Here is a 26659-nt window from a genome sequence, read left to right as displayed (position 1 = left end):
TTCGCCAGCCAGGGGGAGCCGACTGTTAACAGCGGCTTGTGGCAGCGCCGATCTCGACACGAAGCCGTTCAGAAGAGGTTCAACTGGCCATCGCCGGGGTCCGACTTCTTCGACGGCTTGGTCGGAGCTTCTATCGTTATTGGCTCCTGCAAATCAGGCCCCATATTGGCGACTTTATTGACGCGATCCGAAACCGGGATCGCCTCGAAGAAGTCTTCCTGAACCGGTGCCATCAGGTCGAGAACCTCGCGCGGTTCCTGTGTCTTGCAATCGAGCCAGCGGGCAAAATCCTCCGGCTTGATGACGACGGGCATGCGATCGTGAATGGGACGCATCGCTCTGTTCGCCGCCGTCGTCAGGATCGCACCTGTATCGACTTCCGATCCATCGGCCGACGCCCATGTCTCCATCAGGCCGGCAAAGGCGATGACGCCGCCATCGCGCGGGCGTATCCAATAGGGCTGCGACTTCTCGCCGCTCTCCTTGGCGGGGCGACGCCATTCGTAAAAACCCGAGGCCGGGATCAGAATGCGACGATGCCGCATGGCGGCGCGGAATGAGGCCTTGCCGATCGCGGTTTCGGCGCGCGCATTGATCAGCAGCGGAAATTCCTTGGGATCCTTCACCCAGGCGGGCGTAAAGCCCCAGCGCACCAGCAGCGCGCGGCGATCCGGCAGGTTGCTGCCTCGTTCCTGTCGGTCGCCCGAGATGACGACGAGGATCGGCTGTGTCGGCGCGATGTTGTAGCGCGCGGGAAAGCCTTCGCTCAGCAGGACGCCCAGCGCCTCGCCGACGTATTCCGGCGTCGATGTCAATGCAAAGCGTCCGCACATAGGGCTTGTTTTGCACCCTGAAAGCGCCGGGTCAAGGAGAAGGTCAGCCGCGTGGGCCGAAGAGAATGATGGCGCCGCCCGCAAGGCAGACGGCGGCGCCGGAAATATCCCAGCGATCGGGCAACCGCCCCTCGGCCAGCCAAAGCCAGAGAATGGAGGCGACGATATAGACGCCGCCATAGGCCGCGTAGGTGCGCCCCGCCGCGTCGCTCGGCACCAGTGCCAGCAGCCATGCGAACAGCGCCAGCGACACCAGGCCGGGCGCCAGCCACCAGATCGGCTTTGCCAGCCGCAACCATGCCCAGAAAGCAAAACAGCCAGCAATTTCAGCCAGCGCGGCAAAGGCGTAGAGGGCGTAGGTCATGATGATGTCCAGCAGCTTGGGCGGTGGTCTCGAATCGTCGTTCTTATTCGGGAGTAAAAGGGCTTTCATCTCGCGCAACAAGGGTCGTATCCTGCGAGACTGACAGCTTCCATCACCGCCTGATATCTTTCTCGGAATCCGAAGACCCATGACGTCGATCCCCCGCCCCGCCTCCTCCGCCATCCTTGAACGCGACGGCCGCTTCCTGTTGGTGCTGCGCCGCAATCCGCCGTCGGCCGATATGTATGCTTTTCCGGGCGGGCGGGCCGAGGACGGCGAAACGCCGGCGGAAACGGCGTTGCGGGAATTCGAGGAAGAGACGGGGATATCGGCCCGCAATCCCCGCCTGTTCGAGACTTACGACCTTCGGAGCCATGCAGCAGACGGGACGCTCACCAGTCATTTCCTCCTGTCGGTTTTTCAGGTCGAAGCGGACGAGGAGGCGGTTCCCGAAGCTGCCGACGACGCCGCCGCGATCGGCTGGTACTCGCTGGAGGAGATCCGTGCCTTGCCCGTTCCGGCAAGCGTGCTCGAATGCGCCGAGCGGATCGCCGCAACCCGCGACTGACGAGATCAGCCGGGCTCCGGCGTTAACGATGCTTAACAATAACGGGGTGGAAAGCGGCGCTCCCGCCTTGTTCCCGTCATGCTTGCCGTATCAATTGAACACATGATTCATCGTCGCCTCATTCGTCCGCTTGTGATCTGCGCCGCGCTTGCGGCCGCATTTCCGGCCCTTGCGCAGTCGGCGACGACCGTTCCGCAGGGACAGGCGCCCGGCAATAGTGGCGAGGCCGAGCAGCCGACGCCCTATGACGACCAGCTTTTGCGGCTCGCCGAAATTCTCGGTTCGGTCAACTATCTGCGCAACCTCTGCAGCACCGCCACGGAAGACGGCTGGCGGTCCGGCATGCAGCAATTGCTCGACGCAGAGACCAAGAATGAGCCGAAACGCAAGGAAAGACTGACCGCCGCGTTCAACCGTGGGTACAGATCCTTTGCGTCGGTTTATACCAATTGCACGCCGCTGGCCGTTGTCGCCGAGGAGCAATACCGTAACGAAGGTGCAACACTTGCGACAGAAATAACCGCCCGCTTTGGAAATTGACGATTTATTAACCCCTTTTCGTACCGAGCCGTGTCGTTTTAGGAAAAGGCTGATAAAGTCGTTAATCAAGCGGTAAGGACATGAACGTCTTAAGGAAGAAATGATGGAAGCTAGCCTGAACGAAATCGACGACATGATTGTCCACGAAAAAATGCAGGCAGCGCTGGAATACCAGAACGAGGCTTGGGCCGACGGAATGGCTGATGGCATCGAGCCGGAGATCATTGCCGACGCCGCCATTGCCCATGCCATCCGCGAAACTATTCGCATTAATGGGGAACAGGGCGCGGAAGCCTTGCTCGAATCGCTTAGGGAACGCATGCTTGCTGGTGAGTTCTCTCCGAACCGCACCCTGCAATAACAGCCAGAGATCCCTTATGCATATCGTACCGGGCAGTGAGTTTCGACGTTCCATTGCCTCGCTTACCGCCGCGACCATGTTTTTCGGCAGTCTTGCTTCCCCTCTCCCGGCTCTCGCCTTTTCGCTGATAAACCCACCCGCTACTCAACTGGGTGCTGCGAGCAAGCCCGTACAGCAGAACAATGACAAGCCGATCGAGCAGGCGCTGGAAGCGCCCTCCAAGGCTCTTCCCATGCCGGACCCACTGGTCAAGAGCCAGGCCGGGCAGACGAGCAACAGCACCGCTACTGCAGACGCCCCGAATAACGGCAAGCCGGCGGAGATCATCTACGATATCAGCAAGGTGCCGGAACCGGTGCGCAAGCTGCGCGAGACCATCGTCGAGGCCGCTGCCTCCGGTGATCTCGAGCGTTTGCGTCCGCTGATGAATGTCGGTGGCGGCCTGAACCAGACGCAGGTGACAGCAGACGATCCGGGCGAAGACCCGATCAAGACACTGCATGACCTCTCCGGCGATTCCGACGGCATCGAGATCCTCTCCATCCTCCTCGATATCCTGTCGAGCGCCTGCGCCCATGTCGGCCAGGGAACGCCCAACGAGATGTATGTCTGGCCCTATTTCGCCGAGAAGGACATCAAGACCCTGACCGCGCCGGAAAAAGTCGACCTGATGCGGATCGTCACCGCCGGTGACTTCTCGGACATGCTGGAATTCGGCGGTTACAATTTCTATCGCGTCGGCATCACGCCCGACGGCAAGTGGAAATTCTTCACCTCCGGCGAATGATCCGTCCGCGGAACTTGCGGTTCCCGAGCAGAGGCCTTACCTCTGGGCGATAGGCGAAACTAGCGGGTTGACCATGCCAGCCGTATTCCTGAAAGACCGCTCCTTTCTTCGCGTCACCGGCGCGGAGGCGGAGCCTTTCCTGCACAATCTCATCACCACCGATCTTGTCTCGCTTGGCGCGGACGAGACGCGCCCCGGCGCGCTGCTGACGCCGCAGGGCAAGATCCTGTTCGACTTCATGATCTCCAGGGACGGGTCCGGCTTCCTGCTGGAGACTGATACGACGCAAAGGGATGGGCTGCTGAAACGGCTCACCATGTACCGGCTGCGCGCGCCGGTCGACTTCGCCGTTGGGGAAATCGAAGGCGTGACCGTCGCCTGGGGCGACAATGCAGCCGAGGGCCCCAAGGATAGCCGTTTCGCCAAGGCAGGCATTGCGTTGACGCGGACATCAGGCCATCACGGCGACGATGCGGAAGCGCTTTACCAGGCGCTGCGCATCGCCAATGGCATCGCCGTTTCCGGCCAGGATTTCGCCCTCCAGGACGCTTTTCCGCATGACGTGCTGCTGGACCTCAATGGCGGTCTCGGCTTCCGCAAGGGATGCTATGTCGGCCAGGAAGTGGTGTCTCGCATGCAGCATCGCGGCACCGCGCGCAGGCGGGTGGTTATCGTCACCGGCAATGCCGATCTGCCCGCGACCGGCACCGAACTGACCGCCGGCGGCAAGCCGATCGGTACGCTCGGCTCGACCGAGGGCGCCAACGGACTTGCCATCGTCCGCATCGATCGTGCCGGCGAAGCCATTGCAGCCGGCACGCCGATCCTGGCGGATGGTCACGAGGTCGCCGTTGCGCTTCCTGTCTGGTCCGGCCTCTCCTTCCCGGCGCAGACCGATGAGGCTTCGGCATGACATCGGGTGCTACCCCGCGTGCCTGGCAGCGCATGCTGTCCGGGCGCAGGCTCGACCTGCTGGACCCTTCGCCGCTCGATGTCGAGATCGGCGACATCGCCCATGGTCTTGCCCGCGTCGCGCGCTGGAACGGCCAGACCTCGGGGGATCACGCCTTTTCGGTGGCGCAGCACAGTCTCTTGGTCGAGGCGATCTTCCGCCAGCTTAACCCGACGACACCGGACGAACTGCTGGCAGCACTGCTGCACGATGCGCCGGAATACGTCATCGGTGACATGATCTCGCCATTCAAATCCGTGGTCGGCGGCGATTACAAGCTGGTGGAAAAACGGCTGGAGGCGGCGATCTATCGGCGCTTTGCCCTGCCGCCGCATTGCGCGCCGCGCCTGAAGGACAAGATCAAGAAGGCCGACACGGTCTCCGCCTATTTCGAGGCGACGCTGCTGGCGGGCTTTACGCCAGAGGAAGCCCGCAAGTTCTTTGGCCAGCCGCGCGGCGTTACCCAGGACATGCTGCCGATCCAGCCCATGCCGGCTGTGGAAGCCCAGCGACTTTTCCTGAAACGCTTCGAGGCGATCGAGGCCGAGCGCGCTACCGTGAGAGCCGAGGCATGACCGTGATTGTCGTATCGCCACTGGCCCGCATCGCGGAAATGGCTGTCCGCCACGGCGCATCCGAAATGATCAGCCTGATGGCCAAGGAACAGGCCTTTCACCGGCCGGCCGTGATCAAGGCGAACCGGCATCTGTTGCTCGGCATGAACGATATCAGCTTTGCCGGCACCGGCGATCTTGTCGCGCCGCAAGAGGTGCATGTCCGTGACATCATCGATTTCGCCAGAAGCTGGGATCGCACCGCGCCGCTGCTGATCCATTGCTGGATGGGCGTCTCGCGGTCGCCAGCCGCGGCGCTGATCGCAGCGCTTGCCGTTCATCCCGAAGAGGACGATATGGTTCTCGTCCGTCGCCTGCGCTCCGCATCGCGCTATGCCACGCCGAACACGCGGCTGGTTATGATCGCTGATGAGGTGCTTGGCCGCAAGGGGCGGCTGGTCGATGCCGTCAAGGCGATCGGCCGGGGCGCTAATGCCGACGGCAATGCGCCCTTCGTACTGCCGCTTCTGGCCGAGATCGACATCACATAAAAACTAAAAACGGAGACTGCATTTGCGCAATCTCCGTCCATTCCAAATCTAAACCAAGGAAGCCGATCAGGCAGCAACGCTGCCTGTCTGCTCCGTGTCATACTGACCATAGGTATTCTGATAGACATTCATCGAGGCTTGCATCTCGCTGATGAAAACTTCCAGGGCATTCCGATCGGCAGTATCGCCGCTGCTATCGCTGGAGGACTGCTCCAGTGACACGACATCGGCGGCTGACGGATCGGTCGGCTTCAGGACATCGAGACCTTCGGCGAACTGATCCTTGTCCAGCGAGCCCGAGCTCTGGGTATCCAGGCTCTTGAACAGGTTTGCGGCATCGCTCTCGCTCATATCCTTCGGGCGTCCGGCCACAAACTCGTCGGACGAAACCTTGCCGTCCTTGTTGGTATCGAGGCTGGCGAAAAGCTGGTCTATCGGTGATTGGTCAGACGAGTCGTCGCTCGACGTGTCCGTGCCGGTCTGGCTGCTGGCGCTTGCCTGCTGCATTTGCAGCAGCATGGACGCCAGATTGCCGGAGAATGCGTCCGTCGGGCTCTGATCGCTGCTGTCATCGCTGTCTTCGTCGCCGAGAACGCTCGCCGACAGAAGCCCTGATTGCGCCGCTTCCTGCAGCTCCTGGGCGTCCACAACGCCGTCATGGTTTTTATCAAGGGGATTGTACGAGGCAGCGCTCATGCTGCTTCCAACTGAAGAAATACCACTCATCCAAATCTCCTGAAGTAAACGCCGTCAGGCGCTTTCGGTGGGACGCAGCACGCTCGTTGAAATGCCTGATGGGATAGGCCGATTTGGAGATGTGGTCAAAGATAGGTGTTAATTGATCATTAACCCCAATTGACAGGCGCTCGAATCATATCGGCGGTGGGCCTCCGAATGAGGAAGACAACCGGTGCTTGGCAAAGATCAGGACAAATGCCGCGAATCACTAAGGCGGCAAAACTACTGGATGACCGCGCAGGCCAGCCGCTTGCCAGCGCCGCCGACGGGCTGGCTGCGGTAATCATCGGAGTCCGCGTGGATCATCAGCGTCCGGCCACGGATGCCGTTCTTGCCGTCCAGCGACACCATGCCGTTGAAGACCTGCGCCCGCAACTTGCCGTCCTGATCGACATATTGATTGGGCATGTCGCCAGCATGCGGACCATTGGCCGCGAGCAGGCCATGCTCCGCCTTGGAGGGATTGAAATGGCCGCCGGCGGATTCGAAGCCGTGCGTATGGTCGCAACTGCTATTCTCGTGGATATGGAAAGCAACCCAGCGGTTGACCGGCAGGTTGGAGACGTCAAGCTCGATCAGCACGCCAGTCTTCGCCTCGGTCAGGACCGCCCGCCCTGACTGCTTGCCGTCGGCGCCGACAAAATTGGCAATCGCCGTCTGCTTGTTCTGTGCCAGCGCGGGCAAGGCCGCAGCCAGCGCCAGCGTCGCGGCAATAATGATCGTTCTCATGGAAACATCCTCCCTTTTGGCATTATCAATGCAACGCATCACGAGGACGGGTGTTCCGGGGAGGAGGAAAATGAATAGTTTCAATCACAAGCAAGCGGCTCGCCGCTATCCGGCGAACCGCTATAATCACGCTGGCAAAAGCGGATCAGGCTGCCATGTTGTCCACGTCGTACTGACCGTAGGTGCTGTTATAGGCATCCATCGGCGTCAGAAGGTCGAGATCGAAAGCACTGTTCATCTCCAGCGATTTGCTTGTCGCCGTGGCGTCACCGCTCGGCATTTGCATCAGCTTCGCCATCAGATTGCTCAGTGCGCTACTTGTCCCGTCGCCGCCGTCGGCATTCGAATCGGCTTCGAGGATGCCCGGACGCTCATCGGCTTCGCGTTCCTCACGGCTCAGGACGCCATCATCATTCGCATCGAGCCGCGAAAGCGTGGCACGATAAGGATAGGAACTGTTGGATATGGAAGATACATGGGACATACAAACCTCCTAGGGTAGGAGTCGCCTCATGCGACGTCGTTTGTACGCAATACATTTCGGTTGAACTATCTTGCTGATAAGCTGGTTCGCGGCACCGGTAAAGGACAAATTGTTAATGAGTATTAACAATAGTTTCCAAGTTATAAATTATCGTTACCTAATAATAATAGAACCACTGGCGAAGCCGAATATACCATCTTTGCCGCGTAATCCCCTGGAATCATAGGTGAATTGGCCGACCATCCCTTACTCCCCGGCTCATTTCGTATAATGTACGACCAAGAGCCCATGGAGGGGACATCATGGATTTGCTGCTGATCGCAGTCGTGGTCGTGGGTATTTTTATACTGCGGAGCTATAATCTACGGCTTGGAAAGCTCGAAAGCCGCGTCCAGGAGCTGCAAAACGCGCTCGCCGGCCGGGTGCTGGCCGTGGGAAGCGGCGAATCAGCCATTGCGGCCGAAACCATCGATGTGGCCGATTCATACACCGAAGCTGCCGCGCAGCCATTGGCGGAGACGGTGGTCGCGGAGCCTGCGGTGGAAACCGCCCCCATGACCGATGGCGGCGAAACAGCACCAATCCACGAAACCGCCGCTCCCACTTTTGCACGGGATGACGCCGCCTCCAGCAACGAGAGTCTGGAAAGCACGATCGGCGCGCGCTGGGCCGTCTGGGTCGGTGGTATTGCGCTGGCATTCGGCGGCATCTTCATGGTCAAGTACTCGATCGAGAGCGGCCTGCTCAGCCCCGGCGTGCGGCTGACGCTCGCCGCGCTCTTCGGCCTCGTCCTTGTCGCGGCCGGCGAAGTGATCCGCCGCCGCTCCGCGCCGGTTCTCGCCAACACGTTCCAGAATGCGATGATCCCCGGCGTGCTGACAGCCGCGGGCGTCGTCGCGCTATTTGGCTCGACCTATGCCGCGCATGGTATTTACGGCTTTATCGGACCAGCGACCGCCTTCTTCCTTCTGGCCCTGATCTCTCTTGCCACGCTCGGCCTGTCGCTGCTGCACGGCCAGGCACTTGCCGGCCTGGGCCTGCTGGCCTCGATGGTCACTCCGGCCCTGATCGCCTCGACGGCACCAAAGCCGTGGGTGTTGTTCGGCTATCTCGTCCTGACCTGGCTTGCAACGGCAACAGCATCGCGGCTGCGCAACTGGCAGATCGCGCCCGCCTTGGCCAACGTCTTCCTCAGCTTCTGGGCGTTGCTCTACATTCTCAATAGTCCCGAGGTCGAACTCATCCCGGTGACCCTGGCCATGCTGGCGATGATCGCCGGTACGATCTTCATCTGGCCGGGACGTTATGAAGCCGCAGCAGCGCCTGGCGAAGACCCTCCAGTGCTAGCCGAGCCAACCGATTCAGAAGAGTCGCCAGCCTCGCAACCCGTGAGCCATCCGGCCCTGTTCCTGGCCCGCGAGCCACTCGGCATGACGCTGACCGCATCTGTTGGCGCCATCGCCGTCGCCATGTCGCTGCTTGGCTACAGCGTGTTGAACGGATACCCGCTCCCCAACGCCACCCTTCTGTTTGCGGCGATCGTAGCAGCCATTGCAGCCTTCGGAGCCAGCCGCTTGCATGCGGCCTGGGCGGCGATCCTGTCGGCCGTCGGCGCCGGCCTTGGCATGTCCATGGTCCTGACATCACCGATGAATGCCGCCGATTGGGGCCTCCCGGACATCTCGCCGGCACTTTATGACATGGTGGTCTACGAAGGTCTCGGTCTCGGCGCGGTATTCGTCCTGATCGGAGCCTTCTTCCTCAAGCGGTTCGGCGAGAGCGAGAAGCCCTTTGCGGCGCTCTGGAGCGTCATTATGGCGGCCACGCCGCTGGCGATCGCCGTGATCAGCTACATCACCTTCGGCAACTGGACCCGCGACTGGCTGCACGGCCTCTATGGCATTGGGCTCGCCGTCATACTGATGGTGCTCGCCGAATGGCAGTATCGCCGCTCCACCAAGGACAGCCTGGCGCTACCGACGAATATTCTCGCGGCCGGCTCCTTTGCCGCTGCCGTCTTTGCCCTGCATGCGCTTGCCCATGACGCCGTGCCGACGATCCTGCTGCCGGTGCTGGGCGTGGCCTATCTGCTGGCCGGGCGGGTCCGCTCATGGTTGGTGCTGCCATGGACGATGGTCGCGGCGCTGATCATCGCCATGGGGCGCATTGCCTGGCAGCCGACCATCGTCGATCCGGGTGAGCTCGGAACGACGCCAGTCTTCAACATGCTGCTTGCCGGCTACGGCATTCCCGCCGCACTCGCCGTCTGGGCCGCCTTCGAGGTCAGGCGTTCGCCGAGCCTCAGGCTACGCAATGCGCTTCAGGCACTGGCGAGCTTGCTGGTGCTGCTGACCATCGCCATCCTCGTGCGCCATGCGATGAATGGCGGCGTACTGAATTCAAACGTTCCAACGCTTGGCGAACAATCGATCTATACATTGCTGGCGATCGGCGCCTCGGCAACGCTGATGGCGCTCGATCTCAGCGCATCGAGCCCCGTCTTCCGCTATGGCGGCATGGCCGTCGGCGTTCTCTCCGTCATCTCGATCCTGACGCTGCATCTGCTCGGGCTCAATCCGTTCATCACCGGCGAAAGCACGGGCAAGATCCCCTTCTTCAACCTGCTGTTGCTCGGCTATCTGCTGCCAGCGCTCGCCTATGGTGGATTGGCGCTCTATGCGCGGAACAGGCGGCCCCTGCCCTATGTGACGATGCTGGCGGTTGCCGGCGCTGTCATGACCTTTGCCTGGGCGACGCTGTCGGTGCGGCGTTTCTGGCAGGGCGAATATATCCCGTTCTGGAATGGCTTCATTCAAGGCGAGCTTTATTCCTACTCCGTCGTCTGGCTGGCGATCGGCATCGCCCTCCTCTGGCTCGGCGCGCGCTTCGATGCCCGCAGCCTGCGCATCGCCTCGGCCGCGCTGGTCTTCGTCGCCGTCGTCAAGGTTTTCCTGATCGACATGGCAAATCTGGAGGGCTTCCTGCGGGCGCTGTCCTTCATCGGCCTCGGCGCGGTGTTGATCGGCATCGGCCTGTTCTATCAGAAGCTCCTGACGGGCAAGAAGGCGCCGGAGTGATTGCGGCGAATCTCCGCACTCGATAGGAACAGGAGAGATCATTTCGAGGCGGGACTGATGATGGACAACAACGGGATGGCGCGGGCGTTTGCCCCGTTCGAAACGCTGGCTGCGGATCTTATCCCGCATGCAGCCGATGGCGACGACGGCTCGCATGACATCGCCCATATCCTGCGCGTCTTCAGGAACGCCATGGCCATCCAGGCCGAAGAAGGCGGCAATGCCCGTATCCTCGCTGCAGCGGTGCTGCTGCATGATTGCGTCTCGGTGGAAAAGAACTCGCCGCATCGCGCCCAGGCATCGAGGCTCGCCGCCGAGAAGGCATCCGGCATTCTCAAAGAGCTTGGATGGGCCGACGAGGACATCGCCGCCGCCGCGCATGCAATCACCACGCACAGCTTCTCCGCCAATCTGCCGCCGGAAACGCGGGAAGCGAAGATATTGCAGGACGCCGACCGGCTGGATGCGATCGGCATGGTGGGTGCAGCGCGCTGCTTCTATATCGCCGGGCGCATGGGCTCCGGCCTCTACGATCCGTTCGACCCGCTCGCCACCGAACGTCCGCTTGACGACAAGCGCTTCGCCATCGATCATTTCGAGACGAAGCTGTTCAAACTGGCGGATGGGTTCCAGACCGCAACCGGCGGCAGGTTTGCGGGCGCACGGCATGACCGGCTGAAGACCGTGCTAGCAATGTTCATCGACGAAATCTGAGGGCTATTCATGCAGGTCAGCGATCTCTTCATCTATCCGCTCAAGAGCGCGCGCGGCATCGCCCTTTCGTCCGCCGCCATCGACGCCTTCGGCCTCGCCGGTGACCGCCGGGCGATGCTCGTCGACCCCTCCGGCCATTTCATTACCCAGCGCGAATTGCAGGACATTGCCCGCATCGACATCCAGCCGGCGCCCTCTTATTTGCGGCTGAAGATGGAAGGCCAAGCCGATATCATCGTGCCGCCTCCGCACCCGGATAACCGCATGGATATCATCGTCTGGAAATCCGCCGTCAATGCCTCGGTCGCCGACGACGCAACGAACAAGGCGCTGTCGAGCTGGCTCGGCCGTGACGTCAGAATGGTCTTCTTCGACAGGCTCGCCAACCGCGTTGCCAATCCCGAATGGGCGGGCGACGGGACGCCGGTCACATTCAGCGACGGCTACCAGATCCTGATCACCACCACCGGCTCGCTGAAGGCGCTGAATGCCAATCTTGCCGCCCATGGCGAGGGCTCGGTCGGCATGGAGCGGTTCCGCCCGAATATCGTCATCGATTGCGACGAGGAATGGCCGGAGGACCGCTGGGCGGCGATCGAGATCGGCGGCATTCGCCTCGATCTCGTCAAGCCCTGTGCCCGCTGCATCATGACGACGCAGGACCAGCAGACGGGCTCGCGCGACGTTCCGAACCCGATGCCGGCAATGGGCCGCGTCCGCATGTCCGCCGATCGGCGCGTTCCAGGCCCGCTCTTCGGCTGGAATGTCGTCCCGCGCGGCGAAGGCACGGTGAAGATCGGCGATGTGGTGACGGTCATCGAGGAGCGGCCGGAAGGCTGGGCATTCAAGCGGCGATAATTGCTCCGCTACTTAAAACGGGGGCAACGCCTCAGCGTTTGGCGGCGATGACGAGCGGATCGTCGGCCCGGTTCAGCGAAACAGCGTTCACCGCTTTCAGCGCCGCCTGAATGAAACCGTCTCGCGCTGCGGCGATCTCGATGCCGCGCGGCTCGTAGACATGACGATGCAGGAAGAAGCCAGTCAGGCGGAAAGCGGCGGCGAGGCTTTCGCCATCCGCAGCCTCGGCGGCTCCAGCGGCAAGGAAAGGCGGCAGTGCCAGCATCTTGTCGGCCCAGGGTGCGCCGGCTGCACGGCAGACCGCGCGTCCAGTCTTTGGCGACACGAAAGCAAGATCCTCGCGCACGCCGGTCGCGGCGCATTCGCCCAGATCCAGGCCATAGCCGAGTTCGTTGAGCACCGCCAATTCGAAGCGGACGAAAAGCTCGCCGGCGTCCATCGGGTTCTGCATGTTTTCGAGAATGACATCGAGCGCGTCGTAGAGATAGGGATGCGGATCGCGCTCCGGCAGCAGACGCAGCAACGCGCCCATGGCCTGCACGCCATAAACCGCGGTCGCCGTCTCCATCAGCCGCGCCGCCCGCAGCCGAACCGGCTCCATGCGGAACTCGCCGAGATGTTCATGCAGCCGCGCGCGCCAGGTCACCTCGACCAGATTGCCGGGCTGCAGCACCGGCTGCATGGAACGCGATCGGCCGGAGCGCACCAGCCCCATGTGCCGGCCGCGATCACGCGTCATCACCTCGGCGATGACGCTGGTCTCGCCGAGGCGCTTGACGCCCAGAATGATCGCATGATCCTGCCACTGCATCGGCCGGTTTGTCCCGTTGTCTCTCTTGATTCGAGTTTAGGACAAACGGCGGGCGCTGTCACATCTTGAGGGATCTGCTTGCGGACGACAGCTTGTCGACGAACACCCGCATGGCAGCCTCGTCGAAGGGCTTGTTGAGCAGCGGCACATGCCGCAGGTCCGCCGGGAAGTCGAGCGTATCGGAATAGCCGCTGACGAAACCGAAGGCGATGCCGCGCTCGACCAGCAACCGAGCAAAGCCGAAACTCATCGACTCCCCCAGGTTCACATCCAGCATCGCAAAATCATAGTGATCGGTATGAATGGCGTTGACTGCCTGCTCCACGTTGGAGGCGATTTCCACCTCCTCGACCCCGACAAGGCGAAGGATTTCCTCCGCCTCCATGGCAATGATCAGATTGTCTTCCAAAATAAGAGCGCGCTGAACCGTCATATCAGCGACACCCCTTCATGCACGCGTCTGACGACGCTACGCCCCGTAGTACTTTCCACATCTATCCCTCCGGCGCCAATCATCGGCCCGTGTTGAATGGACGGCATGCCCCCATCCGTGTTGGCTCGGTCTCAAGTCACATGACCTTGCCCTAATCCGCTTCGCACTTTTCGCCCCGCGGTACTATGGGCCCGTGATCATGCTCCAATCGCTTTTGCCGCTGCGGTTAGTAAGAGGTGAAACTGGTCGAAAAGTGACGGCGATAGTAGTCTATGTTGATACACTATTAGCTGCCATTAAAAAGACATGTGCCAGATCGTGTCAACGTCCCCGCCTGCCGAACATTCACTTGTGCGGATAGAGCGGCCCCGATTCGCGCGAGCGTGGTGAACCTGTTGCCTGCCAACAAGTCACAGCTGCGCCCGCCAGGTGGAGAAACCCGGGTTTCGATATATGTTTCAATAACTTGTTTAGCTAAACGACGAAGAGGCGGATGAGGTCGCCAGGATCAAATGCGCGACGGTCTGCAAGCACCTTTCGTCAAAAGGCCTGCTGAGAAAGATCCAACCGAAGAGATACGCGAGGGGTAAGGACCCCCAAAATTGCCTTACCGGCCCTGGCATTGTCCGACGATTGTCGCGAGGTGAGACAATCGTCGGGACATTATTCTATCCGCGTGGAAACTCGAGCCCCATTTCGCGGAAGCGTTCCGGATCGTCGCCCCAGTTCTCGCGCACCTTCACGAAGAGGAAGAGATGCACCGGCTGGTCCAGGATCGCGGACAGTTCCTTGCGCGAGGCGGTGGAGATGGCCTTGATCGCCTCGCCCGATTTGCCGAGGGTGATCTTCTTCTGGCTTTCGCGCTCGACATAGATGACCTGTTCGATGCGAACCGAGCCATCCTTGCGCTCTTCCCATTTTTCCGTCTCGACATGAGAGGAATAGGGAAGCTCCTGGTGCAGGCGCAAAAACAGCTTTTCGCGGGTGATTTCGGCGGCAAGCTGGCGCATCGGCAGGTCGGAGATCTGGTCTTCCGGATAATACCATGGCCCCTCCGGCAGGGTCTTTGCCAGATAGTTCATGACATCGTCGCAACCGGAGCCGTTCACCGCCGAGACCATGAAGGTTTCCTGGAAGGCGATCTTCTCGTTAGCGGCAGCGGCAAGCGCCAGCAGGTCTTCATGGCGAACGCGGTCGATCTTGTTGAGCACGAGGATCTTCGGCTGAAAGACTTCCTTCAGCCCTTCGAGAATGGCTTCGGCATCGCCACGTATGCCGCGCTCGCTGTCGATCAGCAGCATGATGAGATCGGCATCCTTGGCCCCGCCCCAGGCCGACGTCACCATAGCGCGGTCGAGACGGCGGCGCGGCTTGAAGATGCCGGGCGTGTCCATGAAGACGATCTGCGCGTTATCGTGGATGGCGATGCCGCGCACGATGGCACGCGTCGTCTGCACCTTATGGCTGACGATCGACACCTTGGCGCCAACGAGCCGGTTGACGAGCGTCGACTTGCCGGCATTGGTGGCGCCGATAAGGGCCACGAAACCCGAATGCGTCGGGCCGCGATTTTCAGCAGCGCCTTCGCCGGCGGTCGTGTCTTCCTGATTGGTCATTTTTTCCGTCATTTCTGAGCCGACTGCGGCTGCCATATGCCTTCACGCTCCAGGATCCGCGTCGCGGCCACCTGCTCGGCGGCGCGCTTGGAGCGTTCTATACCGGTTTCGGGCGCGGCTCCCGCCACTTCCACCGTCACCGTGAAGCGGGGATCATGATCCGGTCCGCTGCGGTCATCAACCCTATAAACGGGTGTGACGCCGAATTTCGCATGCGCCCATTCCTGCAATTCCGTCTTGGCATCGCGTCGGGCGCCATCGGGCCGGATAGCGCGCCCTTCCCAATAGCGCAAAATGAACTTGCGCGCCACTTCGAGGCCGCCGTCGAGATAGATCGCCGCGATCAGGCTCTCGACAACATCGGCGCGCACGTTCAGCATGCGCTTGCCAGTCAGCTTCTTCACATCCGCGCCGGTGCGGATGAAGAGATGCAGCTGCATCTCGTCGGCGACCGCCGCACAGGTCTCGGCGCTGACCAATTGGTTGAGGCGGACCGAAAGCTCACCCTCGGTCGCCGCGCCGAATGTCCGGAACAGGAGCTCGGCGATGCACAGGCCCAGAACCCGGTCGCCGAGAAATTCCAGCCGCTCGTAATTGCCGGCCTTGTGCGTGCGGGCGCTGGCATGCGTCAGAGCCCAGTCCAGGCGCTCTTTTTCCACGAAGGCATGGCCTATCGCGGCTTCAAGCGTAATACGATCCGCCTGAGAGAGCGTCGGCGTCTTCGTCATTCGACAACCTTGAAGAGGCGGTCCCAACGCATATTCGTCGGCCATTTCCAGATTTCGCGGAACGACGTGTCATGGCCGAGCGAGAAGAAGATGACGCTGGCGCGGCCGATCAGGTTCTCGGCCGGCACGTAGCCGACGTCGAAACGGCTATCGTCGGAATTGTCGCGGTTATCGCCCATCATGAAGTAATGGTCAGCCGGAACGACATATTCCTGGGTGTTGTCGCCGCGCGATGTCGGAGAGAGGTCCAGCGTATCGTAAACCTTGCCGGAGTCCGCCAGACGCTCGCTGTAGACGGGAATGCTGTCGCCGGGCTCCTGGCTGTAATCCGAAGCAAAAGTGCCATGCGGTTCACGCGGAACGGCCTGGCCGTTGATGTAGAGAATGTCGTTCTTCACCTGAATGCGGTCACCCGGCAGACCGATGACGCGCTTGATATAGTCGACATCCGGGTTCGGCGGGAAACGGAAGACCACGACGTCGCCGCGCTTCGGTTCGCTGCCGAAGAGACGGCCGCTGAACAGGTCTGGCGAGAAAGGCAGGGAATATTTCGAATAACCGTAGGCGAACTTATTGACGAAGATATAGTCTCCGACAAGAAGCGTCGGCATCATCGAGCCGGACGGAATGGTGAACGGCTGAAATAGCACCGTGCGGATGATCATGGCCAGGACGAGAGCCTGTACGATAACCTTGATGTTTTCCCAGAGGGCGTTCTGCTGTTTTTCGGCTTTCTCGGACACGCAGTCTTATTCCTTTTTCGCACCCCACCGGCGCACTTTCATTCAGGCACTCTCTACCCGCTTCATATCACGGCGGCAATGGCGCGGGTATCAAAAGCGACATACGGCTGTCATTCAGCCGGCAATCGGCAGCGCCTCGATAATCACAAACGCTTGAGCGAGAGGAAAATCATCGGTTATCGTCAAATGAATGACGGCGCGATGATTTTCCGGCAGCATGGCGGCCAGCCTCCTGGCTGCTCCACCCGTCAATTGCATGGTCGGTTTGCCGCTTGGCAGGTTGACGACGCCCATGTCGCGCCAGAAAACGCCTTGTGCCAGGCCGGTGCCGAGCGCCTTGGAGCAGGCCTCCTTGGCGGCGAAACGCTTGGCGTAGGAGGCGGCCTTGTTCTTGCGCCCTTCGGACTTGGCGCGCTCGATGTCGGTGAAACAACGCTCGGTGAAGCGCGTGCCGAAGCGCGCGATCGATTTCTCAACCCGGCGGATGTCGATAAGGTCGCTGCCGATCCCGATGATCATGAGAAGGCCCTCCAGCCGGCCGCGACGATATCAGCGCTCGTCAGACACCCGATGCGTTTTCGGCAAGCGACATGCGCTCGCGGGCGCGCTCCATCAACCGTTCCTTGCGGCGGGTCTTGAAGCTCTTCACCCCGTAATAGGTCAGGGCATAGACGATGACCCCCGAAACGATGGCCGGCGGAATGCCGCCGATCAGCATCGGCTTCAAGACCGGGTCCCAAATTTGCGAGAGATCGCCCTTGTGCCACAACGCCGGCAGATCAACGCCACCGCCCTGCCCGCCGCTGTCGCGCGCCAGGATCAGGTGGCCGATTTCCCAGGTGAAGGCCCAGATGAAGGGGTAGGTAATAGGATTGCCGGCCGCCAGGCAGCCGAGCGCGGACGCAATCACATTGCCTCCAATGAGATAGGCGATGATGATTGCCATCACAAAATGCACGCCGATGAACGGGGTCCAGGAAACGACGATGCCCGCCGCAAAGCCCGCCGCCACCGAATGCGGCGAAGCGGCAAGGCGCACGAGGCGCTTTCCAAAATATTGGAACGAGCGGACAAAACCCTTACGGGGCCAAAGATGCTCCCGCAGTTTCTCGCTAAACGTCAGTGGTTTTCGGCGTCGAAATAACATGCGGCTTATCTAGTGTACTGAGGGCCGTCATGACAAGAGCGGCAAAGCGTTCATATGCTGATTGTCCAGCAACCCTGCCCTGCTCTTCAGAGCGTTGGGTGTTCAGAACACCGACAATCGCTCCAGCTTTTGGATCCGGAGCATTCAACCCGCTCGTAGCGGGATGCTCCAAGGGCGCAGCAACTGTCACGCCCCTTCCCATTCGAAAGTATTGTCAGCGATTAACGCTGGCGGAACATGCCGCGATCGACTTGACGCTGACGATATTCAAGGTCAAAACGGTCGTGCGAGCCGTTCAGGTAAGCCATTTCACGCTCTTCAGCACTCGGAACGCGCAGGGCGCGGGCGAATTTCTTGATAGGACCAAACATTGTCTTCTCTCATCTCTGTTTCGTTTCTTCGATGACCAGAAGATAAGCGTTGCAAAGGTTAATTACCAACGCTGTAAAACCGATACAGCCATGCGCATATCGCATGGCTTCACATAATGGCGGTCGGATTTGACCATAAATTGGTCACAAAATATGCAGCCACGCCGGATGGACGCCATTGCCAGAGATAATTATTCGTAAAGCCGCTTTACAGTGGCGATGCAGTCGAGCTCTTTCAGTTGCACCAGAAGCTGGTTGAGCTGGCGCAGATCCCAGACTTCGACGTCGAGAGCCATCTCGGTAAAGTCGGCGGCAACGCGCACGGTGTTGAGAACGCGGATATTGACGTCGATGCCGGCAACCGTCTGGGCGACCTTGGCAAGCGTGCCGGGTTCGTTCAGCGCATTGATCAGGATCCTCGCACCAAAGCGAGACTTGTTGGCCTCGTCCAGATCCCAGCGCACATCGATCCAGCGCTCCGGCTGGTCGTCGAAGTGCTGCAGCACCGGCGACTGGATCGGATAGATGGTGATCCCCTTGCCCTTTTCCATGATGCCGACGATGCGATCGCCGGGCACGGCGCCGGTCGGGGCGAAATGCACTTCGACATCCGCCGCCAGACCGCGGATCGGCAGGGCGTCGATACCCTCGATGCTCGCGGCAAGATCGGCCTTGGTCTTGCCGGGGATCTTGAAGATCATGCCGGAGGCGCTGCGGACATTGAACCAGCCCTCGTCGCCGGCGGGCTTGACCGTCACGCGCTCGTCCTGATGGTCGGGATAGACGGCGCGCAGCACATCGAGCGACGACATCTCTCCGCGTCCGACGGCGGCAATCGCGTCCTCGACATCCTTCTGGCCGAGGCGATGCAGCGCCGGCTTCAGTGCCTCGCGCGAAAAGACCTTGCCGGCGCGCTCGAAGGTGCGTTCCAGAATACGATGGCCGAGGCCGGCATATTGCTTGCGGATGGCAAGGCGCGTGGCGCGGCGGATGGCGGCGCGCGCCTTGCCGGTCACGACGATCTCTTCCCAGGCGGCCGGCGGCACCTGCACGCCGGACCGGATGATCTCGACTTCATCGCCATTGGTCAGGCGCGTCACCAGCGGCATGATACGGCCATTGATCTTGGCGCCGACGGTGGTGTCGCCGATATTGGTGTGAACCGCATAGGCGAAATCGATCGGCGTGGCGCCGCGCGGCAACGCGATCAGCTTGCCCTTCGGCGTGAAGCAGAAGACCTGATCCTGGAAAAGCTCAAGCTTGGTATGTTCGAGGAACTCTTCCGGGCTGTCGCCTTCGGCCAGTGCCTCGATGGTGTGGCGCAGCCAGGAATAGGCATTGCTTTCACGCGACAGCAGTTCGCCGTCGCCATTGTTGTTGCCGTCCTTGTCCTTATAGAGAGCATGGGCGGCAATGCCGAATTCGGCGATTTCATGCATCCGCTTGGTGCGGATCTGCAGCTCGATGCGCTGGCTGGACGGGCCGACGATGGTGGTGTGCAGCGAGCGATAGTCGTTCTGCTTCGGCGTCGAGATATAATCCTTGAACCGGCCCGGCACGACGCGCCAGCGCGTATGCACGATGCCGAGCGCGCGATAGCAGGAGGGAATATCGTCGACGAGCAGGCGGAAACCATAGACATCGGACAGCTGCTCGAATGAAAGCGACTTCGACTGCATCTTGCGGAAGACCGAATAGGGCTTCTTCTGCCGCCCCTTGACCATCGCATTGGCAAGGCCGTTGGCAACCAGCAGGTCGCGCAGCTCCACCTCGATCTTCTTCACCAGGCCTTCGTTGCGCCGCGACAGCTCCTCGAGGCGCTTGGTCACCGTTTCATTTGCTTCGGGATTGATGTGGCGGAAGGAAAGCTCCTCCAGCTCTTCGCGCATATCCTGCATGCCCATGCGGCCGGCAAGCGGCGCATAGATTTCCATCGTCTCTTCGGAGATGCGGGCGCGTTTCTCCGGCGACATATGGTCGAGTGTGCGCATATTGTGCAGGCGATCAGCCAGCTTGACCAGGAGCACGCGGACGTCGTCGGAAATGGCAAGCAGCAGTTTGCGCAGGTTTTCCGCCTGCTTCGCCTTCTTGGTGACGAGATCGAGCTTCTTGATCTTGGTCAGCCCTTCGACCAGACGGCCGATATCCTCGCCGAAGAGTTCGTCGATTTCGGCGCGTGTCGCTGTCGTGTCTTCGATCGTGTCGTGCAGGAGAGCGACGGCGATCGTCGATTCATCCAGACGCATGTCGGTCAGGATGGCCGCGACTTCGAGGGGATGGGAAATATAGGGGTCGCCGCTGGCGCGTTTCTGCTGTCCATGCTTCTGCATCGCATAGACATAGGCCTTGTTGAGAAGAGCTTCGTTGGCATCGGGCTTGTATTTCTGCACACGCTCAACAAGCTCGTATTGCCGCATCATTCCCAAGCTACTCCAGCAAAAACAAAAGCGCGCCAGTCATACGACCGGCGCACACATTACTTCATCATATCGCTCTTGGTTAGAGCATCAAGCTCGACGATCAGTAATCGTCGCTTTTTTCTGGCGGAACAAGGCCTTCGATGCCGGCCAGCAGCTCTTCTTCCGACATCTGGTCGAACGTGACGGCTTCCGGCTGATCTTCTTCCTCGTCGCCCGAAGCCGAAGCGCTTCCGCCGGCGGCCAGCAGGCTTGCCGGATCGGGTTCCGGCTCGTCGATTTCGACGTGCTTCTGCAACGAATGGATCAGGTCTTCCTTCAAATCATCGGGAGACAGCGTCTCATCGGCGATTTCGCGCAGGGCCACGACAGGGTTCTTGTCATTGTCGCGGTCGATGGTGATCGAGGAGCCCTGCGAAATCAGGCGGGCGCGATGGCTGGCGAGCAGCACCAGCTCGAACCGGTTCTCAACTTTATCAATGCAATCTTCTACTGTGACACGGGCCATTGCCTGTCCTTTGCGGTCGTGATGTCGTCATCATGTCTCGGAGTAGCACGCCGATACAAGCAAACGAAGGCAAATTCAAGTTTTTCCTGCTTCAGGGGTCCCAATCCCTCCACAATGCGCTAAAATTCATTAGACAAATTATGGATTCTACTTAAGATTGCTTGGAATATCGCATTTCGTGCCCTAAATCTTGGTTATATGAATGATTCATAAAGTAATATGAATTGCTCGCCGGCGTCATGCAAGACATTGTTTTGGCTACATTTTGCGTACAGTAATTGCATTTTGATAACAGTGGATATGTAAGCGATGTTCGACCCACGCGAAAAAATTGCCCTTTTTATAGACGGCGCCAATCTCTACGCCGCCTCCAAGAGCCTCGGTTTCGACATTGACTACCGCAAGCTGTTGAAGGCATTCCAAAAGCGCGGATATCTGCTGCGCGCCTACTATTATACGGCCCTGATCGAGGATCAGGAGTATTCCTCGATCCGCCCGCTGATCGACTGGCTCGACTATAATGGCTACAAGGTCGTCACCAAGCCGGCAAAAGAATTTACCGACTCCATGGGACGCCGCAAGATCAAGGGCAACATGGATATCGAGCTGGCGATCGACGCCATGGAGCAGTCCGAAACCGTCGATCATCTCGTGATCTTCTCCGGTGACGGCGATTTCACTACCCTGGTCGAGGCATTGCAGCGTCGCGGCCGCAAGGTGTCGGTCATCTCCACCATGGCCACCCAGCCGCCGATGATCGCCGACGATCTGCGTCGCCAGGCCGACCACTTCATCGACTTGGTATCACTGAAGGCTGAAATCGGTCGCGATCCCTCCGATCGTCCGCCGCGCCCGACCGAACCGGCACCGGCGACAACGGCTGATACCGAGGAGTAGGTGAATCCGCAGCGGATACGTTTCCGTATTCGCTGTGCCACCGGCCCTTCACTAGAGCATCTTGAGTTCAGCTGGAGGCCGCTTGTTATTGCAAGCGATTCACCGGATCGGCTGCTCGGGCTTTGCCCGACCGCTTTTTCCGCTCACCGATTGTCCTTGAGAATACGGCCCTTCTGCCGGTTCCAGTCACGTTCCTTCTCGGATTGACGCTTGTCATGAAGCTTCTTGCCCTTGGCAAGTGCCAGTTCGAGCTTGGCGCGACCATTGTCGTTGAAATAGATCTTCAGCGGGATCAGCGTCATGCCTTCGCGATTGATGCCGGAGCGCAGCCGGCCGATCTCGCGGCCCGAGAGCAACAGCTTGCGGCGGCGGCGCGGCTCGTGATTGAAGCGGTTCGCCTGCAGATATTCCGGCAGATAGGAATTGATCAGCCAGATCTCGCCGTCCTCGTCCGAGGCATAGGATTCGGCGATATTGGCCTTGCCTTCGCGCAAGGATTTGACCTCTGTGCCCATCAGCACGATGCCGGCCTCATAGGTATCGATGATCTCGTAATTGAAGCGCGCCTTACGGTTCTCCGCGACAATCTTCTTTACTACGCGTTGGCTGCCTTTGGGGGCCATGATTTTTCTTCTTCTTTTTCGTGCGTCAATTCCGAGGTTCCAGACCTTAAATAAGCGAGACCGCCCTCCTTGTGAAGAGAGCGGTCTCGAATAGGACTGGCGTCGGCGTTGCCGTCAGTTCAGCAGGCCGGCGTGGCGCATGGCGGCGTCGATGGCCGCCTCGGTGCCCGGCTCCAGCGTCGAGAGCAGCGGCGAGCGGACATTGCGGCTCATCCGGCCGAGACGGGAGAGACCGTACTTGGCGCCGCAGAGGCCCGGTTCCAGGAAGATCGCCTTGTGCAAAGGCATCAGCCGATCCTGATAGTCGAGCGCCTTGGCATAGTCGCCGGCAAGCGTTGCCGCCTGGAATTCGGCGCAAAGGCGCGGCGCCACATTGGCGGTCACCGAAATGCAGCCGACGCCGCCATGGGCATTGAAGCCAAGCGCCGTCGCATCTTCGCCGGACAGCTGACGAAAGTTGTTGCCGCAGGTGATCCGCTGCTCGGAAACACGCTCGATCTTGCCGGTTGCGTCCTTGACGCCGACGATGTTGGCATACGCCTTGGCAAGCGCGCCCATGGTCTCCGGGGTCATGTCGACAACAGAGCGGCCGGGAATATTGTAGATATAGATCGGCAGCTTCACCGCCTCGGCGATGGCGGAGAAGTGGGCGTAAAGTCCCTTCTGCGTCGGCTTGTTGTAATAAGGGGTGACAACCAGAACCGCGTTGGCGCCAACCTTTTCGGCATGCTGGGCAAGCTCGATCGCTTCGCGGGTGTTGTTGGAGCCAGCACCGGCCATGACGGGGACGCGCTTGTTCGCAACTTCAATGGAGAGTTCGACGACGCGCTTATGCTCATCATGCGACAGGGTCGGCGATTCACCCGTCGTGCCGACAGGAACGAGCCCGCTGCTACCCTCTTTGATCTGCCAATCGACATGGGAAGCGAAAGACGCCTCATCCACCTTGCCGGCGTCAGTGAAGGGCGTAACGAGTGCGGGAATGGACCCCTGGAACATGCAAGTCTCCTGGCGGCGCGCTTTCACGCTTCAGCCGCAATCCATGGTTATGAATCCGCGCACCATAAAGCGCCGACTTGCTGGCGACAAGCAGGCTTTCAATGGTGAAGGGCAGTTTCCGATATCATAATTGATTGGAATTCGGACCAACGCTAAGGTTTCGTTAATATAAATTTCGGCAAATGGAAGGGACCTGTTTTTTGTTGTGAGTAACCGGATGAAAAGACCTCTCGTGATCATGACTGCTGTAGGCGTGGCGGTCGCGTGGGGCACTTTTGCGTCACAGCTTCCCGGTGAACAGACACTCCACCGCAAGACCACCGATGTGGCGATGACCGTGCCCGACCCGGTGAATACGGGCGCCATCCCGCGCGGCACCGCCGTCGCGCCGCTCAACAGCGACCTCAAGGCAGGCCTCGACGCCCTTTCCAACAAGAACCCGATGCAGGCGCTCGCCGTCCGCAATGGCATGGGCCAGGGCACGCTCGACCGTCATATCCTGACCTGGGCGATTGCCACCTCGGGCCAGGCCGGCGTTCCCTCCGGCGAAATCGCCGCGGCGGCGCGCGAGCTGCTGGGATGGCCGGGCCTCGGTGGCCTACGCGCCAATTCCGAGCGAGCGCTCTACACCGAAAATCCGCCAGCAGATCAAGTACTTGCCGCCTTCGGTAATACGCAGCCGGAGACGCCGGAAGGCAGCGTGATCCTGTCGCGCGCACTGGTTTCTCGCGGCGCATCGGCGCAAGCCGCCAAGCTCATCCGCAAGATCTGGCGCGACGAGGCGCTCGACAAACCCTTCGAAGACAAGATCCTCGCCGAATTCTCCCCCCTGCTGACGCCGGCCGATCACAAGGCGCGCATGGATTATCTGCTCTACCGCGACCGCACTGCGCAGGCCAAGCGCTTCGGCGATCTCGGCAAGGCGCAGTCGCTCTATAAAGCCTGGGCGGCGGTCAACAATCGATCGGCCAATGCCGGAGCGCTGCTTGCCAATATCGATGCGCAATGGCGCAAGGACCCCGCCTATCTCTTCATGCGGATCGAAAACCTGCGTCGTCAGGACAAATATGACGATGCCGCCAATCTCCTGACGCAGATGCCGCGCGATCGCGCAGCACTCGTCAATGCTGGAGCGTGGTGGAACGAACAGCGCATCGTCAGCCGTGGCCTGGTAGACCAAGGCAACTTCAAAGCCGCTTATCGCGTCGTCGACGTCAGCGCGGCGGAGAGCCCGCAGGATATCGGCGAGGCGGAATTCCACGCCGGCTGGTACGCGTTGCGCGGCCTGCGGGATGGTGCCGTGGCCTCGACGCATTTCCGCAAGATCCTGCAGGTGTCGAACGGACCTATCTCCCAGTCGCGCGCCTGGTACTGGCTCGGCCGTGCGGCTGAAGCCGGCGGTCCTGGCAAGGCTGCGGATTTCTATACCAAGGCGGCCTCCTATCCGAGCACCTTCTATGGCCAGCTCGCCGCCGAAAAGCTCGGCCGGCGGACATTGAACGTCGCCTACCCCTCGCCGACCAGCAACGATCGGGGCCTCTTCCAATCCCTCGAGGCTGTCCAAGCCATCACGCGGCTCGAGGCGGCAGGCCATGGCTGGCGGGCTGAGGCTCTCTATCGGGCGCTGGCAAAGCAATTGGATAGCCCCGGCGAGATTGCCATGCTAGCGGCACGGGCCGAGCGCTCCGGCAATCATCAGCTTTCCCTTCAGGTCGGCAAGATTGCCTATGGCCGCGGCATCGATGTCGCGGCACTTGCCTTCCCGATCGGCGTCATACCAGACAATGCCAATATTACCGGTTCGGGCAAGGCGCTCGCCTATGCCATCGCCCGGCAGGAAAGCGCATTCAATCCGGCAGCCGTCTCCTCGGCCAATGCGCGTGGCCTGCTTCAGCTTCTGCCGAAGACAGCCAAGGCAGTCGCCGGCCGACATGGTCTGGCCTATTCCGACGCCAAGCTGACGCAGGACGCCGGCTACAACGCGACGCTCGGCGCCCATTATCTCGGCGAGCAGATCGACGCCTTCGGCGGCTCCTACATTCTGACCTTCATTGCCTACAATGCCGGCCCGAACAAGGTTCCGGAATGGATCAGCCGCTACGGCGATCCGCGTGGCAAGTCGATCGACGATGTCGTCGACTGGATCGAACGCATCCCCTTCCCCGAAACGCGCAATTATGTCCAGCGCGTCATGGAGAACTATCAGGTCTACAAGGCTCGACTCGGCCAGAAGACCGATATCGAGCACGACCTGATCTACGGCCGCGGCTGAGCTCCTCTTTCGCAAGTCCGATTGTCCGGATAAGCAAAATGGCGTTACATCACCCTTGAAATATCATCCACGAGGGATTGGCCATGAGCAGCGATGATGAAAGCGGTTTTGTTGCCAGAACGGTCACGACGCCAGACGGCCTGATGCTCTATGCGCGGGATTACGGCCGTGGCGGTTCGTCTGTTTCCGCCCCGCCGCCCGTCATCTGCCTGCCGGGATTGACTCGCAATTCGCGGGACTTCCATCAGTTGGCCCTGCTTTTGTCGCGCGATCCGATCGCGCCGCGCAGGGTGATCACGCTCGATGCCCGCGGGCGCGGCTTGTCGGCCTGGGACGATGACAAGAGCCATTATACTCTCGCGGTTGAAGCCCAGGACGTGCTTGCCATGTGTGCAGCGCTCGACATATCCGAGGCGGTTTTCATCGGCACATCGCGCGGCGGCCTCGTTCTGCATCTGCTGGCCGCCAGCCACCCGGAGTTTCTGAAAGCAGTCATCCTCAACGATATCGGTCCTGTTCTGGAGAAGGAAGGGCTTGGCGATATTCGCGACTATCTGAACCGTGACAGGAAGCCCGCCGACTGGAGCGAAGCCGTCGACATCCTGCGGGAGAATCACGGTCGGGCCTTCACGGCGCTTTCGGAGGAAGACTGGCGCGACATGGCGCGAGCCATCTACACGGTCAAGGATGGAAAGATCGTCGCCGATTATGACCCTGCAATTGCCGCGCAGATGCAGGCGCTGGACCTCGAAGCGCCTATCCCGGATCTCTGGACGCAATTCGAGGCATTCCGAGACATCCCGCTGATGGTGATTCGCGGGGAGAATTCCAGGCTGCTGGCGATTGCCACGGTAAAGGAAATGGCAAGGCGCCACCTCGGGGCGACGACAAAGACTGCCCTCGGGCAAGGACACGCGCCGATCCTGCACCTCGGGGATATCCCAGCTGCGATCGGGGATTTTCTGGCAGCGACCTGATTCGGCG

30 protein-coding genes are annotated in these 26659 nt (G+C 60.5%); 13 read left to right on the top strand and 17 right to left on the bottom strand.

Going from position 1 to position 26659, the window contains the following annotated elements; all coding sequences use genetic code 11:
* Positions 1–68 precede the first annotated feature (68 nt).
* A complete protein-coding gene (locus tag EX00_RS26560) occupies positions 69–833 on the bottom strand; it encodes an SOS response-associated peptidase (RefSeq protein ID WP_047464660.1) in 765 nt (254 codons plus the stop codon).
* Between the two features lie 43 nt (positions 834–876).
* Entirely contained in the window at positions 877–1197 is a 321-nt protein-coding gene (locus EX00_RS26555; RefSeq protein ID WP_047465176.1) for a YnfA family protein, read from the bottom strand.
* Positions 1198–1345: 148 nt separating this feature from the next.
* Between EX00_RS26555 and EX00_RS26550 the strand changes: the two genes are divergently transcribed.
* The 7 genes from EX00_RS26550 to EX00_RS26520 all read left to right on the top strand — a co-directional run bounded on the left by EX00_RS26550 (position 1346) and on the right by EX00_RS26520 (position 5510).
* A complete protein-coding gene (locus tag EX00_RS26550) occupies positions 1346–1765 on the top strand; it encodes an NUDIX hydrolase (RefSeq protein ID WP_047464657.1) in 420 nt (139 codons plus the stop codon).
* 78 nt (positions 1766–1843) lie between these two features.
* Positions 1844–2305 carry a TIGR02301 family protein gene (locus tag EX00_RS26545; protein WP_404944045.1) on the top strand — a complete coding sequence of 154 codons (462 nt, stop codon included), beginning with the start codon at positions 1844–1846 and terminating at the stop codon, positions 2303–2305.
* A gap of 103 nt (positions 2306–2408) precedes the next feature.
* A complete protein-coding gene (locus EX00_RS26540; protein WP_047464654.1) occupies positions 2409–2666 on the top strand; it encodes a hypothetical protein in 258 nt (85 codons plus the stop codon).
* Between the two features lie 16 nt (positions 2667–2682).
* Entirely contained in the window at positions 2683–3453 is a 771-nt protein-coding gene (locus EX00_RS26535; protein ID WP_047464652.1) for a hypothetical protein, read from the top strand.
* A gap of 73 nt (positions 3454–3526) precedes the next feature.
* Entirely contained in the window at positions 3527–4366 is an 840-nt protein-coding gene (gene ygfZ / locus EX00_RS26530; RefSeq protein ID WP_047464651.1) for a CAF17-like 4Fe-4S cluster assembly/insertion protein YgfZ, read from the top strand.
* The gene (locus EX00_RS26525) at positions 4363–4980 is read left to right on the top strand and encodes a YfbR-like 5'-deoxynucleotidase (RefSeq protein WP_047464649.1); all 618 of its coding nucleotides are present in this window, start codon (positions 4363–4365) and stop codon (positions 4978–4980) included. Before ygfZ ends, EX00_RS26525 begins: the two co-directional genes overlap by 4 nt.
* On the top strand, positions 4977–5510 hold the full coding sequence (locus EX00_RS26520) for a tyrosine phosphatase family protein (protein ID WP_047464647.1): 534 nt from the start codon (positions 4977–4979) through the stop codon (positions 5508–5510). Before EX00_RS26525 ends, EX00_RS26520 begins: the two co-directional genes overlap by 4 nt.
* 66 nt (positions 5511–5576) lie before the next feature.
* On the opposite strand, the gene EX00_RS26515 is transcribed toward EX00_RS26520, so the two are convergent.
* The 3 genes from EX00_RS26515 to EX00_RS26505 form a co-directional block, all read right to left on the bottom strand.
* On the bottom strand, positions 5577–6206 hold the full coding sequence (locus EX00_RS26515) for an EF-hand domain-containing protein (protein ID WP_234709116.1): 630 nt from the start codon (positions 6204–6206) through the stop codon (positions 5577–5579).
* Positions 6207–6470: 264 nt separating this feature from the next.
* Entirely contained in the window at positions 6471–6977 is a 507-nt protein-coding gene (locus tag EX00_RS26510) for a superoxide dismutase family protein (RefSeq protein WP_047464643.1), read from the bottom strand.
* 145 nt (positions 6978–7122) lie between these two features.
* On the bottom strand, positions 7123–7461 hold the full coding sequence (locus EX00_RS26505; protein ID WP_047464642.1) for a hypothetical protein: 339 nt from the start codon (positions 7459–7461) through the stop codon (positions 7123–7125).
* 302 nt (positions 7462–7763) lie between these two features.
* Here EX00_RS26505 and EX00_RS26500 point away from each other — a divergent pair, with 302 nt between their 5' ends.
* Genes EX00_RS26500 through EX00_RS26490 form a run of 3 tightly spaced genes read left to right on the top strand, consistent with a single transcriptional unit; the run spans position 7764 to position 12110 of the window.
* The gene (locus EX00_RS26500) at positions 7764–10538 is read left to right on the top strand and encodes a DUF2339 domain-containing protein (protein WP_047464641.1); all 2775 of its coding nucleotides are present in this window, start codon (positions 7764–7766) and stop codon (positions 10536–10538) included.
* 60 nt (positions 10539–10598) lie between these two features.
* Positions 10599–11252 (top strand): HD domain-containing protein, encoded by a 654-nt coding sequence (locus EX00_RS26495; protein ID WP_404944048.1) that lies wholly within the window; start codon positions 10599–10601, stop codon positions 11250–11252.
* A 9-nt stretch (positions 11253–11261) separates the two neighbouring features.
* On the top strand, positions 11262–12110 hold the full coding sequence (locus EX00_RS26490; RefSeq protein WP_047464640.1) for an MOSC domain-containing protein: 849 nt from the start codon (positions 11262–11264) through the stop codon (positions 12108–12110).
* A gap of 31 nt (positions 12111–12141) precedes the next feature.
* On the opposite strand, the gene recO is transcribed toward EX00_RS26490, so the two are convergent.
* The 10 genes from recO to rpoZ all read right to left on the bottom strand — a co-directional run bounded on the left by recO (position 12142) and on the right by rpoZ (position 20884).
* Positions 12142–12921, bottom strand: coding sequence for a DNA repair protein RecO (gene recO, locus EX00_RS26485; RefSeq protein WP_047464638.1), 780 nt, complete (start codon positions 12919–12921; stop codon positions 12142–12144).
* 58 nt (positions 12922–12979) lie between these two features.
* A complete protein-coding gene (locus EX00_RS26480; RefSeq protein ID WP_047464635.1) occupies positions 12980–13354 on the bottom strand; it encodes a response regulator in 375 nt (124 codons plus the stop codon).
* Positions 13355–14022: 668 nt separating this feature from the next.
* Positions 14023–14970: a GTPase Era gene (gene era / locus EX00_RS26475; RefSeq protein WP_047465170.1), complete on the bottom strand. Its 948-nt coding sequence runs from the start codon at positions 14968–14970 to the stop codon at positions 14023–14025.
* Positions 14971–14978: 8 nt separating this feature from the next.
* On the bottom strand, positions 14979–15698 hold the full coding sequence (rnc, locus tag EX00_RS26470) for a ribonuclease III (protein ID WP_047464633.1): 720 nt from the start codon (positions 15696–15698) through the stop codon (positions 14979–14981).
* Positions 15695–16441 (bottom strand): signal peptidase I, encoded by a 747-nt coding sequence (gene lepB / locus EX00_RS26465; RefSeq protein ID WP_047464631.1) that lies wholly within the window; start codon positions 16439–16441, stop codon positions 15695–15697. The genes rnc and lepB overlap by 4 nt, the downstream gene beginning before the upstream one ends.
* Before the next feature lie 114 nt (positions 16442–16555).
* Positions 16556–16960 carry a holo-ACP synthase gene (gene acpS / locus EX00_RS26460; RefSeq protein WP_047464628.1) on the bottom strand — a complete coding sequence of 135 codons (405 nt, stop codon included), beginning with the start codon at positions 16958–16960 and terminating at the stop codon, positions 16556–16558.
* Positions 16961–17000: 40 nt separating this feature from the next.
* Complete coding sequence (locus EX00_RS26455; protein WP_037220759.1) at positions 17001–17588, bottom strand: DUF2062 domain-containing protein; 588 nt, start codon at positions 17586–17588, stop codon at positions 17001–17003.
* A gap of 221 nt (positions 17589–17809) precedes the next feature.
* The gene (locus EX00_RS31305) at positions 17810–17959 is read right to left on the bottom strand and encodes a DUF3563 family protein (protein WP_007693095.1); all 150 of its coding nucleotides are present in this window, start codon (positions 17957–17959) and stop codon (positions 17810–17812) included.
* A 191-nt stretch (positions 17960–18150) separates the two neighbouring features.
* Positions 18151–20379: a RelA/SpoT family protein gene (locus tag EX00_RS26450; protein WP_047464626.1), complete on the bottom strand. Its 2229-nt coding sequence runs from the start codon at positions 20377–20379 to the stop codon at positions 18151–18153.
* 100 nt (positions 20380–20479) lie between these two features.
* The gene (gene rpoZ, locus EX00_RS26445) at positions 20480–20884 is read right to left on the bottom strand and encodes a DNA-directed RNA polymerase subunit omega (RefSeq protein ID WP_047464623.1); all 405 of its coding nucleotides are present in this window, start codon (positions 20882–20884) and stop codon (positions 20480–20482) included.
* A 309-nt stretch (positions 20885–21193) separates the two neighbouring features.
* On the opposite strand from rpoZ, the gene EX00_RS26440 reads away from it, so the two are divergent.
* Entirely contained in the window at positions 21194–21781 is a 588-nt protein-coding gene (locus tag EX00_RS26440; RefSeq protein ID WP_047464619.1) for a LabA-like NYN domain-containing protein, read from the top strand.
* Positions 21782–21924: 143 nt separating this feature from the next.
* Here EX00_RS26440 and smpB read toward each other — a convergent pair whose 3' ends face one another.
* Entirely contained in the window at positions 21925–22404 is a 480-nt protein-coding gene (gene smpB / locus EX00_RS26435) for an SsrA-binding protein SmpB (protein WP_007693105.1), read from the bottom strand.
* Between the two features lie 114 nt (positions 22405–22518).
* Entirely contained in the window at positions 22519–23403 is an 885-nt protein-coding gene (gene dapA / locus EX00_RS26430) for a 4-hydroxy-tetrahydrodipicolinate synthase (RefSeq protein WP_047464617.1), read from the bottom strand.
* A 217-nt stretch (positions 23404–23620) separates the two neighbouring features.
* Here dapA and EX00_RS26425 point away from each other — a divergent pair, with 217 nt between their 5' ends.
* Complete coding sequence (locus EX00_RS26425; protein ID WP_047464615.1) at positions 23621–25675, top strand: lytic transglycosylase domain-containing protein; 2055 nt, start codon at positions 23621–23623, stop codon at positions 25673–25675.
* A gap of 83 nt (positions 25676–25758) precedes the next feature.
* On the top strand, positions 25759–26652 hold the full coding sequence (locus EX00_RS26420) for an alpha/beta fold hydrolase (RefSeq protein ID WP_047464613.1): 894 nt from the start codon (positions 25759–25761) through the stop codon (positions 26650–26652).
* Positions 26653–26659: the final 7 nt, after the last annotated feature.

It is taken from the genome of Martinezella rhizogenes (assembly GCF_000799715.1).
GTDB classification, from domain to species: Bacteria; Pseudomonadota; Alphaproteobacteria; order Rhizobiales; family Rhizobiaceae; genus Rhizobium; species Rhizobium rhizogenes_C.
This window is presented reverse-complemented; position numbering and strand designations above follow the sequence as displayed.

Excerpts from the sequence above, each read along its gene's own strand:
- EX00_RS26520 (WP_047464647.1), top strand. The coding sequence starts at position 4,977 with ATGACCGTGATTGTCGTATCGCCACTGGCCCGCATCGCGGAAATGGCT.
- EX00_RS26510 (WP_047464643.1), bottom strand. The coding sequence starts at position 6,977 with ATGAGAACGATCATTATTGCCGCGACGCTGGCGCTGGCTGCGGCCTTG.
- ygfZ (WP_047464651.1), top strand. The coding sequence starts at position 3,527 with ATGCCAGCCGTATTCCTGAAAGACCGCTCCTTTCTTCGCGTCACCGGC.
- EX00_RS26525 (WP_047464649.1), top strand. The coding sequence starts at position 4,363 with ATGACATCGGGTGCTACCCCGCGTGCCTGGCAGCGCATGCTGTCCGGG.
- EX00_RS26490 (WP_047464640.1), top strand. The coding sequence starts at position 11,262 with ATGCAGGTCAGCGATCTCTTCATCTATCCGCTCAAGAGCGCGCGCGGC.
- smpB (WP_007693105.1), bottom strand. The coding sequence starts at position 22,404 with ATGGCCCCCAAAGGCAGCCAACGCGTAGTAAAGAAGATTGTCGCGGAG.
- EX00_RS26550 (WP_047464657.1), top strand. The coding sequence starts at position 1,346 with ATGACGTCGATCCCCCGCCCCGCCTCCTCCGCCATCCTTGAACGCGAC.
- EX00_RS26555 (WP_047465176.1), bottom strand. The coding sequence starts at position 1,197 with ATGACCTACGCCCTCTACGCCTTTGCCGCGCTGGCTGAAATTGCTGGC.
- EX00_RS26440 (WP_047464619.1), top strand. The coding sequence starts at position 21,194 with ATGTTCGACCCACGCGAAAAAATTGCCCTTTTTATAGACGGCGCCAAT.
- EX00_RS26480 (WP_047464635.1), bottom strand. The coding sequence starts at position 13,354 with ATGACGGTTCAGCGCGCTCTTATTTTGGAAGACAATCTGATCATTGCC.
- EX00_RS26500 (WP_047464641.1), top strand. The coding sequence starts at position 7,764 with ATGGATTTGCTGCTGATCGCAGTCGTGGTCGTGGGTATTTTTATACTG.
- EX00_RS26545 (WP_404944045.1), top strand. The coding sequence starts at position 1,844 with ATGCTTGCCGTATCAATTGAACACATGATTCATCGTCGCCTCATTCGT.
- dapA (WP_047464617.1), bottom strand. The coding sequence starts at position 23,403 with ATGTTCCAGGGGTCCATTCCCGCACTCGTTACGCCCTTCACTGACGCC.
- EX00_RS31305 (WP_007693095.1), bottom strand. The coding sequence starts at position 17,959 with ATGTTTGGTCCTATCAAGAAATTCGCCCGCGCCCTGCGCGTTCCGAGT.
- recO (WP_047464638.1), bottom strand. The coding sequence starts at position 12,921 with ATGCAGTGGCAGGATCATGCGATCATTCTGGGCGTCAAGCGCCTCGGC.
- EX00_RS26450 (WP_047464626.1), bottom strand. The coding sequence starts at position 20,379 with ATGATGCGGCAATACGAGCTTGTTGAGCGTGTGCAGAAATACAAGCCC.
- EX00_RS26425 (WP_047464615.1), top strand. The coding sequence starts at position 23,621 with ATGAAAAGACCTCTCGTGATCATGACTGCTGTAGGCGTGGCGGTCGCG.
- EX00_RS26495 (WP_404944048.1), top strand. The coding sequence starts at position 10,599 with ATGGACAACAACGGGATGGCGCGGGCGTTTGCCCCGTTCGAAACGCTG.
- rnc (WP_047464633.1), bottom strand. The coding sequence starts at position 15,698 with ATGACGAAGACGCCGACGCTCTCTCAGGCGGATCGTATTACGCTTGAA.
- EX00_RS26505 (WP_047464642.1), bottom strand. The coding sequence starts at position 7,461 with ATGTCCCATGTATCTTCCATATCCAACAGTTCCTATCCTTATCGTGCC.
- EX00_RS26535 (WP_047464652.1), top strand. The coding sequence starts at position 2,683 with ATGCATATCGTACCGGGCAGTGAGTTTCGACGTTCCATTGCCTCGCTT.
- rpoZ (WP_047464623.1), bottom strand. The coding sequence starts at position 20,884 with ATGGCCCGTGTCACAGTAGAAGATTGCATTGATAAAGTTGAGAACCGG.
- EX00_RS26515 (WP_234709116.1), bottom strand. The coding sequence starts at position 6,206 with ATGAGCGCTGCCTCGTACAATCCCCTTGATAAAAACCATGACGGCGTT.
- EX00_RS26455 (WP_037220759.1), bottom strand. The coding sequence starts at position 17,588 with ATGTTATTTCGACGCCGAAAACCACTGACGTTTAGCGAGAAACTGCGG.
- EX00_RS26540 (WP_047464654.1), top strand. The coding sequence starts at position 2,409 with ATGGAAGCTAGCCTGAACGAAATCGACGACATGATTGTCCACGAAAAA.
- acpS (WP_047464628.1), bottom strand. The coding sequence starts at position 16,960 with ATGATCATCGGGATCGGCAGCGACCTTATCGACATCCGCCGGGTTGAG.
- EX00_RS26420 (WP_047464613.1), top strand. The coding sequence starts at position 25,759 with ATGAGCAGCGATGATGAAAGCGGTTTTGTTGCCAGAACGGTCACGACG.
- era (WP_047465170.1), bottom strand. The coding sequence starts at position 14,970 with ATGACCAATCAGGAAGACACGACCGCCGGCGAAGGCGCTGCTGAAAAT.
- EX00_RS26560 (WP_047464660.1), bottom strand. The coding sequence starts at position 833 with ATGTGCGGACGCTTTGCATTGACATCGACGCCGGAATACGTCGGCGAG.